Origin of the sequence: Flavobacterium sp., assembly GCF_020217025.1 — a bacterium.
Lineage (GTDB): Bacteria > Bacteroidota > Bacteroidia > Flavobacteriales > Flavobacteriaceae > Flavobacterium.
Window position 1 is genome coordinate 1 of record NZ_JAIWOF010000095.1, and the last position, 10000, is coordinate 10000.

Consider the following 10000-nt stretch of genomic DNA (forward strand, 5'->3'; position numbering starts at 1 on the left):
TAACCATTTTTTAGCAATTCTAAATTCTTCACCGATGATAAAATTTTTCGCATCGGCATGAAAGAAAACTAAATGAATTTCTTTGTGGTTACTTAATGTTAAATGCAATGCCAATTTGTTGATTTCATGATTGCTTTTTGGAGTATTTCCATGCTTATCAAATTGAACTAAGGCGCATTTTTTAATCTCTTTTAAATCAACAACTTCATTAACTTGAGTGTCATCTGCTTTTCTAAAATAAGCTAAACTATCGCCTTTTAAACCAATTCCTGAATTGTTTGACCAAAAATCGGTATCTGAGAACTTGGTGTTTTTATCTGACGATAATTCGTTTAATGTGTTTAATAATTGATTTTTTCTTTTTCTAACGTTATTGTTAATGATGAAAATTGGAATAATAATTAATGAAAAGAATACGATTCCTATAATAGTGTTGGTAATATCCATTTTGAATTTATTTTAAATTAAGTGTATAATAAGATTTCCCAAGTATCCTATTTACAAGGGATTAACAAAACTTAAAATAAATTTTACCAGAAATAATGAAACGGAAAAATGATTCTAGATGTATTTAAAAACAGATTTAAAAAGTTCTTTTTCACGAAGAAAACTTCAAAACTATTTTTATTGAATAATTCCAATTGAACTAAAGAAGTTAGTAATAAAAACGAAGGAATTTGCTTTCTAACGATTTCTGTTGAACTCGAATAATTTTGATTCGTATTTAATGAAACCGATTCTTTTTGAATTCCTTCTTGATTAAAATCAACTTTTCCTTGATTAAAATGAAGCGAAATTTCTTTTGTAGATTCCTTTTTTATAGGTTGAGCAACAGCCAAAGTAACATTACTATGCAACAACAAATAACCGAATACAAAAACGATTAAAGTAGTAATGATATAATGAGTGACTCTTTTCAATTAAATTATTTTTGCAAATGTAAGTATAAATGAACTACTTAACTAATTTAGATACAATTTCAGATACAGGCAAAATAGCTTTCGTATCTTCAATACTTGGTCCCGCTACCCAAACGGTTTTATAAGTTACTTGAGTTGCCGCTTTTTCTGTGGCTTTCATTCCGATGTAAAAACGAATCATTTTGACCCATTTTTTTAGGCTTTTATTCTTATTTAATAAAGTTTCTAACCAAGTTTGTTTAGTTCCTACTTTTTGAACATAAGGCGTATTGATTACTGTACATGGTGTTCCCGAAATTCGCTCTGTCATTACGATATCTTTCGCTCCGTAATCTACACAAGCTTGTTTGTATTCTTGAGAAACTCCAGATTCAATTGAAGCAATAAACGGACTTCCTACAGAAACGCCAACCGCTCCATAGCTTAGCATTTTATCTAAATCGGCCTTACTTCCTACTCCACCAGCTGAAATTACGGGTAAAGACGTATTTTCATTTAAAGATTTTATTAATTCTTCTGGACTAATATTTCCTCTATGTCCACCAGCTTGATTGTTTACTGCTACTAATGCATCTGCTCCCAAACTTTCTACTTTTTTAGCGAAAGCTAAATCGGTAACATCACAAAATACTTTAATTCCGACTTTATGCGCTTCATTAATAGTTTCTTCTGGAGAACCTAACGAAGTTAGAATGAAATCAACTTTTTCTTCACATAAAATACGTAATTGCTCTTTGTATTTAACGTTCGATTTGTTTACAATTAAATTGAATCCAAAACTTCCGCCTGGAACTTTGGCTGCTTTTAATTCGTGAATTGCGGATTTTAATTCTTCTAAAGTTCTATAGTTTAATGCCGGAATACAACCTGCTACACCACTTTTCATACCTTCAATTACCATTTTAGTATTTGATACCAAAAACATAGGAGCCATAATTACAGGATGTGTAATTTGTAAAAGCGAAGTCAACGATTGTTTTTCCATTTTTATTTGAATTTATTTTCAAATATAAGAAAAAATAAAAATATTATGCATGCATATAAAAATTATTATTATGTTGTTTTTAACCAAAAATGTGAAAAAAATTGTTAAAATTCTTAATAAAAACTTAATTTAATTAGAGAAAACTCTGATTTAAAATAAATTTGAACAAACTAACTTAATAATGAAAAACAAACTTACACTTCTAAGTAGTATTTTGGTACTATTTCTATTTTCTTGCAGTGCAACAAAAAGCAAGAAGAAGACAACAAACAAGATCAAAATGGAAACCGTTGCATCAGATGCTAAAAAACCCGATGCTAAAAAAGAACCAAAACCTTATAAAAAAGTAATTGATTCAACTGCGGTAACGCAAAATGGACTTATTGATGTTCATAAAATAGGTGAAAAATACCTTTTTGAAATTTCAGACTCTTTAATTGGAAAAGAAATTATGACCATCACAAGATATTCTAAAACTCCTGCTGGTGGAGGAATATTTGGTGGTGAGGAAGTTAATCGTCAAGTTGTTCGTTTTGAAAAAGGACAAAACAATACTATTCTTCTTCGTTCGATTACTTATGTAATTATGACACCTGATGAAGACAAACCAATTACAAAATCGGTTAAAAATTCAAGTGCTGATCCAATTATTGGAATTTATGATATTTTAGCTTACAAAAAAGATAAATCAGGGAAAGAAAATATTGCTAGTGTTATTGATATGACTCCTGCTTTTGATTCTGATTTACAAACATTTTCATTAAACTCAATTAACAAACAAATGTTAAGCATTCAAGCTTTTCAGAAAGACAAATCGTTTATTCAGTTTGTAAAGAGTTTTCCAATTAATACCGAGATTAGAACAACAAAAACGTTTACGACCGTTGCGCCTCAAATATCAAGAAATCCAACACCAAAAATTGGGGTAGATTTACCAGCGGGATTAGATGCTGGTGTGGTTACAATGGAATTAAACACTTCTTTTATTTTACTTCCTGAAAATCCAATGCGTAAACGTGCTTTTGACAAAAGAGTTGGATACTTTGCCAATGGATACGATGTTTTTGAAGAAGATTCTCAAAAAGCCGATACCGATATTTTTGCTGTAAGATGGCGTTTAGAACCTAAAAATGCTGAAGACGCAGAAAAACAAAAACGAGGTGAACTAATTGAACCTAAAAAACCTATTGTATACTATTTAGATCCTGCAACTCCAGACAAATGGAAACCTTTCATCAAACAAGGTATCGACGACTGGCAAGAAGCCTTTGAATTTGCTGGTTGGAAAAATGCAATTCGAGGCGAATATTGGCCTGAAAATGACCCAACAATGAGTTTAGAAGATGCTCGTTTTTCGGTATTGAGATATTTTGCAGCTGAAATTCAAAATGCTTACGGTCCAAATGTTCACGATCCAAGATCTGGAGAAATTATGGAAAGTCATATTGGATGGTACCACAACATCATGAGTTTATTACGCGATTGGTATTTAATTCAAACTGCTGCTGTTGATCCACAAGCTAGAAACAAAAAATTTGACGATAAATTAATGGGTGAATTGATTCGCTTTGTAGCAGCTCATGAAGTAGGCCATACACTTGGTCTTCGTCACAACATGGGAGCAAGTTTTGCAACTCCAGTAGAAATGTTGAGAAATCCAGAGTTTCAAAAGAAAAACGGACATACATCATCAATTATGGATTATGCTCGTTTTAATTATGTAGCACAACCAGAAGACGGTGTAACTGATTTATTCCCAAGAATTGGCGATTATGACAAATGGGCAATTAAATGGGGTTATTCTTACTTTAAAGATGCTAAAGACGAAGATGCTGAAAAAGCATTATTAAACGAAATGACGAAAGAAGCTTACAAAAATCGTCGTTTATGGTTTGGTACTGAAACAAATCCGTATGATCCAAGATATCAAACAGAAGATTTAGGTGATAACGCTATGAAAGCTTCTGATTATGGAATTAAAAATTTAAAAAGAATCTTACCTAACTTAATTGAATGGAGCAAAGAAAACGGTGAAGATTATGATGAATTAAACGGTTTATATAACTCTTTGACAGGTCAGTACAGACGTTATATGGGTCACGTTACCAAAAATGTTGGTGGTATTTACGAAACTCCAAAAACGTATGATATGGATGGAAATACATATGAAGTAGTTCCATCAGCTATTCAAAATGAAGCCGTTGCTTTCTTAAACGAGCAATTATTTAAAACTCCAAAATGGTTATTAGACCAAAACATTTTGTCTAAAATTAGACCAGAAAACGGAGTTGAAGCTATCAAATCAATTCAAGATGGAACTCTTTCTAGTTTATTAGCTGGAGATCGATTAGTTCGTTTATTAGAAACTTCATCTCAAAACAAAGCTAATTATTCTGTTGATGAATTAATGAGCGATTTAAGAAAAGGAATTTTCTCTGAAATAAAAACTAACGCACCTATTGATATTTATAGAAGAAATTTACAAAAACTATTTGTTTCTAAATTGATAGAAACCATGTCAACAGAAAAAACAAATGTTACTTTCTTTAGTGGTAGAAGAATTGTTTTAGCTGATACCGATATTCCATCGATTGCACGTGGTCAATTAAATGAATTAAAAAATCAGTTAAAAGCTGCTGCGTCTGGTTCTGCAGATCGTTTGACGAAATTTCACCTAAACGATTTAGTTGCAAGAATTGAAAATGCAATGAAACCTAAATAAGTTGAAAACAAAAAGGGATGACTTAATTGTCATCCCTTTTTTTATATTTTAAATTGATTATTTTTTCTTTTTGGTTCCTGATCCTGAAGTTTTTGGAGCTCCTTTCATCTCATATTTACTTGAAACGGTATTGTAAACATATGTACTATTTTGAGTTTTTGTTTTCATCACAAAACTTCCATCAGGGTTAAGTGTAAATTCAAATCCTTCACTTCTGTTTTTTTCCACATCGTGAGAAGCCGTTTTATTAGCATCTAAAAATATGGTTTCTTTAATATTTGATGATTTGTGAATATTACCTAAAAGGAGTGTTTTTGTCTCCGTATCCCAAATTTGATCTTCGGTAACCACTCCATTCTCTTTTTTTAATTTGGTATCAATTTTAATTTCTTCTTTCCAATTCACATGATAAAACTTTTTTCCTTGCGTTGAAAAACTTTTTACAACAAAGCCAGTTGGTTTAAAATCAGCTTTGTCTAATTTTTTTACTTCCAATGTATCTACTTTTCCTTCTTTTTTAACAAATAATACTACTCGTTTCCCTGTTTTTTCAGAAATAATTTCGGCTGAAATATTATCGACTGTAGTTAAAACAACATTTTTTGTAGCTGATTTTCCTTTGCCTTTTTGAGCAAAACCAACAGTTGACACTAATAAAACAAGAAGTAAAAATAGTTTTTTCATAATAGTAGGTTGTTAAATTAAGTTCCTAATATACAAAAAAATAGATACGATTGATTTTTATGAAATAAAAAAACCGAATCATTTCTGACTCGGTTTTAGATTTATCTTCGATTTGAAAATTATTTCACTTCTTCGAAATCTACATCTTGAGTTTGGTCTCCTGAAGCGTTTGCTTGTGGCTCAGCTTGAGAAGCTCCTTGCTCTTGTGATTTGTACATTTCTTCTGTAGCTGTTTTCCAAGCTGCATTTACGTTGTCTAAACCTTTTTGAATAGCTTCTAAATCTTGATTTTCGTGAGCCATTTTTAATTCAGTTAGAGCGTATTCGATAGCAGTTTTGTGCTCAGCAGTTAATTTATCACCAATTTCTTTTAATTGACTTTCTGTTTGGAAAATCATCGAATCAGCCTCATTAATTTTTTCAACTCTTTCTTTAGCTAATTTGTCTGCTTCAGCATTCATTTCAGCATCTTTTTTCATTCTTTCGATTTCTTCTGGAGTTAAACCTGAAGAAGCTTCGATACGAATATCATGCGATTTTCCAGTTCCTTTATCTGTAGCAGAAACTTTGATGATACCATTTGCATCAATATCGAAAGTTACTTCAATTTGAGGAACTCCTCTTGGTGCTGGTGGAATACCATCTAAATGGAAACGACCAATTGTTTTGTTATCATTTGCCATTGGTCTTTCTCCTTGTAAAACATGGATTTCTACCGATGGTTGGTTATCTGCTGCTGTTGAGAAAACTTGTGATTTTCTTGTTGGGATAGTCGTGTTAGACTCAATTAATTTTGTCATAACACTTCCCATAGTTTCAATACCTAATGAAAGTGGTGTAACGTCTAATAATAATACGTCTTTTACTTCACCAGTTAAAACTCCACCTTGAATTGCAGCTCCAATTGCTACTACTTCATCAGGATTAACTCCTTTTGATGGTTTTTTGTTGAAGAATTTCTCCACTTGTTCTTGGATAACAGGAATACGAGTTGAACCTCCTACTAAGATCACTTCGTCAATATCAGAAACTGATAAACCTGCATCTTTTAAAGCTTTAGCAACTGGTTCCATAGAACGTTTTACTAAAGATTCAGCTAATTGTTCGAATTTAGCTCTTGTTAATGTTTGAACTAAGTGTTTTGGTCCAGAAGCCGTAGCTGTTACGTATGGTAAGTTGATTTCTGTTTGAGCAGAAGCTGATAATTCAATTTTAGCTTTCTCAGCTGCTTCTTTTAAACGTTGTAATGCCATTGGATCTTTACGTAAATCAACACCTTCAGCAGCATTGAAATCGTTTGCTAACCAATCGATAATTACTTGGTCAAAATCATCTCCACCTAAGTGAGTATCTCCGTTTGTAGATAATACTTCGAAAACTCCGTCTCCTAATTCTAGGATAGAAATATCAAAAGTACCTCCACCTAAATCGTAAACTGCGATTTTTTGGTCTTTACCTTGTTTGTCTAATCCATAAGCTAAAGCTGCTGCTGTTGGCTCATTGATAATACGCATTACTTTTAAACCTGCAATTTCACCTGCTTCTTTCGTAGCCTGACGTTGTGCATCGTTAAAGTAAGCTGGAACAGTAATAACTGCTTCAGAAACTGAATGACCTAAATAATCTTCAGCTGTTTTTTTCATTTTTTGAAGTGTCATTGCAGACAATTCTTGCGGTGTGTATAAACGACCATCGATATCAACACGAGGCGTATCGTTATCACCTTTAACCACTTTGTAAGCTACTGTTGAAGCTTCTTTTGCACTTTCAGTATACTTGTTACCCATAAAACGTTTTACCGAAGCAATCGTTTTTGTAGGGTTAGTTACTGCTTGTCTTTTTGCCGGATCTCCAACTTTAATTTCTCCACCTTCTACAAAAGCAATTACAGATGGTGTTGTTCTTTTCCCTTCTGCGTTTGCAATTACAACAGGTTCTCCACCTTCCATTACAGCCACACATGAGTTGGTTGTTCCTAAGTCGATTCCAATAATTTTGCTCATTTTTATACTTGTTAGATTTTAAATTTCGATTTTAAACTCGATGACTCTAATTCAATGATTGTGCCATAACGAAAAATATATAAATTTGACAGAAAACAGCTTTTGTCAGGTTTTTTAAACTGACAAAATGTCGTTTTATGCCGACTTTTTTATTCTATTCTGACTTAAATTTCTAAAATTAGCAACATTAAAAACCAAGATTGAAATCAAAATCAAGGAATAAGAAACAATTTGGGCAACCGAAACCGATTCTTTAAAATAGAAAATCGCTAAAAAGAAATGAATCAACGGATTGGTGTACATTAAAATCCCAACAGTTGACGAATTTAATCCTTTTAAAGCGTATAGATTTAGGAATAAAGGAATAATCGTGAAGACGATTACAATGATTAAAAGTAACAAATAAAATAAAAATTCGGTTGGAACTGCTCCACCATAACTCGGATAAAACGGTAATAAAATAACTGAAGAAATTACCATTTGAATGGTCAATATCAAGAATTTATCAAAATCACTATTTTTTCTTTGGGAAACTAAATACAATCCGAAACTTAAAGCGATTATCACACTGTAAATCAAATCTTTAAAATTTCCGTAAGATAAAATTACACAACTAATTACGCATAATCCTACTGCAATCCATTGCCAAACATCGATTCTTTCTTTTAATAATATGAAAGCTAAAACGGTGGTTAAAATTGGGCAAATTATATAAGCAAACGAAGCCGATTGCAAACTCACATGATTCACCGCGTAAATGAATAAAAACCAATTTAATACTAACAAAAGTCCGCCAACAATCGTCATGATTACAGCTGATTTTTGTTTTTTCTTTGAAAGTTCTTTGAAGGTTTTCTTCGCTTCAACAACAACTGATTTTCTAAAAAATAAATTAATTCCCAATAAGAAAGCCGTAGCAATAAAAACTCGGAAGAATAAAATATCTAGTGAAGCATAATCCGTTAAAGGCTTCAAAGCCAAGCTGAAAAATCCCCAAATAACAAAGGCAATAAGAGCAGCTAAAAAATACTTATTTATTGGCATTACTTTTTTTTGCAAAAGAACTAAAAAAGAAGGAAACCAAATCCCAATTTTATGTTATTAATTCAAAAGATTTGTAACAATTGAACTGTTTTACGTGTTGCATAATTTCAATTTTAAAAACTATCTTTGCTATACTAAAGAACTATTTATGGAATGTATTTCTGTTTTTGATATGTTAAAGATTGGTGTTGGACCTTCAAGTTCTCACACTCTTGGACCTTGGCGTGCTGCCGAACAATTTTTAAAAGAATTGCGCAATCGCAATCTAATTGATAACATAATTGGTGTCAAAGTAGATTTATATGGTTCCTTATCATTAACAGGAAAAGGGCATGCAACAGATTTAGCAGTAATGCTTGGTTTAAGCGGCGCTGACCCAGAATATATTCCGGTGGAAAGTATTGATGTGATTATTTCTGCCATCAAAAACAAGAAAGAAATTTTCTTAGGAAATGAAATTTTAATTCCGTTTTGTTTTGAAACTGATATTGTTTTCAACCGAAACTTTTTACCTTTTCATGCCAATGGATTAACTTTTACCGCTAAAACTGATACTGAGACTTATTCAGAAACCTATTATTCGATTGGTGGCGGATTTGTGGTAAAAGAAAAAGAAGACCATCACAAAGAAGAAATTTTACATACTTTTCCATTTCCAGTTGAAAAAGCGGATGAACTTTTAGCTTTTTGTGTGGCAGAAAACAAGAAGATTTCAGAAATCGTTTACGAAAACGAAAAAACCATGCGTAGCGAAGAAGAAATTCACAACGAATTGCTTCGCATTTGGGATACGATGTTAGAATGCATGTACATTGGTTGCCATTCAGAAGGAATTCTTCCTGGTGGACTTAATGTTAGGAGACGAGCGTATGACATGCACAAAAACTTAATTGGTGTTTTACCTTATGAAGATCCGTATTCTTGGTTACAAATCATCAGACAAACCGAAGTTAAATTCCGTCAGATTTTAAAATGGGTAAGTTGTTTTGCATTGGCAGTAAATGAAGTAAATGCTTCATTAGGTCGTGTAGTTACTGCTCCTACTAACGGAAGTGCTGGAGTTATTCCAGCCGTTTTGATGTATTATTTGGTAATCGAAAATCACGAAGCAGGCGAAAAAGAAATCAAACAATTTTTAATGGTTGCAGGCGAAATTGGTTCTATCTTTAAAAAAGGAGCTACAATTTCAGCAGCTATGGGCGGTTGTCAGGCAGAAATTGGAGTTTCTAGTGCTATGGCAGCAGCAGCTTTGTGTGAATTGATGGGGGGAACTCCAGCTCAAGTTACGATGGCAGCCGAAATTGCAATGGAACATCATTTAGGATTAACTTGCGACCCGATTGGTGGTTTAGTGCAAATTCCATGTATTGAACGAAATACTATGGGTGCAATTAAAGCCATAAATGCAGCAGAATTAGCTTTAGAAACCGATGCTTTAAATGCAAAAGTGCCATTGGATAAAGTAATCAACACCATGTGGGAAACGGCTAAAGACATGAATACCAAATACAAAGAAACTTCAGAAGGTGGTTTAGCGGTTGCAGTTGGATTAGCAGATTGTTAATGAAAAGTAATCGACTAAATTATTTTATCCTTATTTTATTGGTTTTGATTCTTGGAATACTTTCAAGGAAAATGCCTT

The 10000-nt window shown here is 32.5% G+C and carries 8 protein-coding genes; 2 read left to right on the plus strand and 6 right to left on the minus strand.

The features are described 5' to 3' along the window. The 3 genes from LDL23_RS04590 to LDL23_RS04600 form a co-directional block, all read right to left on the minus strand. The coding region (locus tag LDL23_RS04590) for a hypothetical protein (protein WP_291264659.1) at positions 1 to 447 on the minus strand (447 nt) is incomplete at its 3' end. An 83-nt stretch (positions 448 to 530) separates the two neighbouring features. Continuing rightward, positions 531 to 920, minus strand: a complete 390-nt coding sequence (locus tag LDL23_RS04595) for a hypothetical protein (protein WP_291264660.1) — start codon at positions 918 to 920, stop codon at positions 531 to 533. Positions 921 to 954: 34 nt separating this feature from the next. Further along, a complete protein-coding gene (locus LDL23_RS04600; protein ID WP_291264661.1) occupies positions 955 to 1905 on the minus strand; it encodes a nitronate monooxygenase in 951 nt (316 codons plus the stop codon). Between the two features lie 280 nt (positions 1906 to 2185). Between LDL23_RS04600 and LDL23_RS04605 the strand changes: the two genes are divergently transcribed. After that, positions 2186 to 4627, plus strand: coding sequence for a zinc-dependent metalloprotease (locus LDL23_RS04605; protein ID WP_291264662.1), 2442 nt, complete (start codon positions 2186 to 2188; stop codon positions 4625 to 4627). Between the two features lie 57 nt (positions 4628 to 4684). On the opposite strand, the gene LDL23_RS04610 is transcribed toward LDL23_RS04605, so the two are convergent. From LDL23_RS04610 to LDL23_RS04620, 3 genes are all read right to left on the minus strand, one after another. Then, positions 4685 to 5311: a hypothetical protein gene (locus LDL23_RS04610; RefSeq protein WP_291264663.1), complete on the minus strand. Its 627-nt coding sequence runs from the start codon at positions 5309 to 5311 to the stop codon at positions 4685 to 4687. 119 nt (positions 5312 to 5430) lie between these two features. After that, a complete protein-coding gene (gene dnaK / locus LDL23_RS04615; RefSeq protein WP_026726671.1) occupies positions 5431 to 7314 on the minus strand; it encodes a molecular chaperone DnaK in 1884 nt (627 codons plus the stop codon). A gap of 135 nt (positions 7315 to 7449) precedes the next feature. Continuing rightward, positions 7450 to 8358, minus strand: a complete 909-nt coding sequence (locus tag LDL23_RS04620) for an EamA family transporter (protein WP_291264664.1) — start codon at positions 8356 to 8358, stop codon at positions 7450 to 7452. Between the two features lie 148 nt (positions 8359 to 8506). On the opposite strand from LDL23_RS04620, the gene LDL23_RS04625 reads away from it, so the two are divergent. Further along, on the plus strand, positions 8507 to 9922 hold the full coding sequence (locus tag LDL23_RS04625; RefSeq protein ID WP_291264665.1) for an L-serine ammonia-lyase: 1416 nt from the start codon (positions 8507 to 8509) through the stop codon (positions 9920 to 9922). The last annotated feature ends 78 nt before the right edge of the window (positions 9923 to 10000 follow it).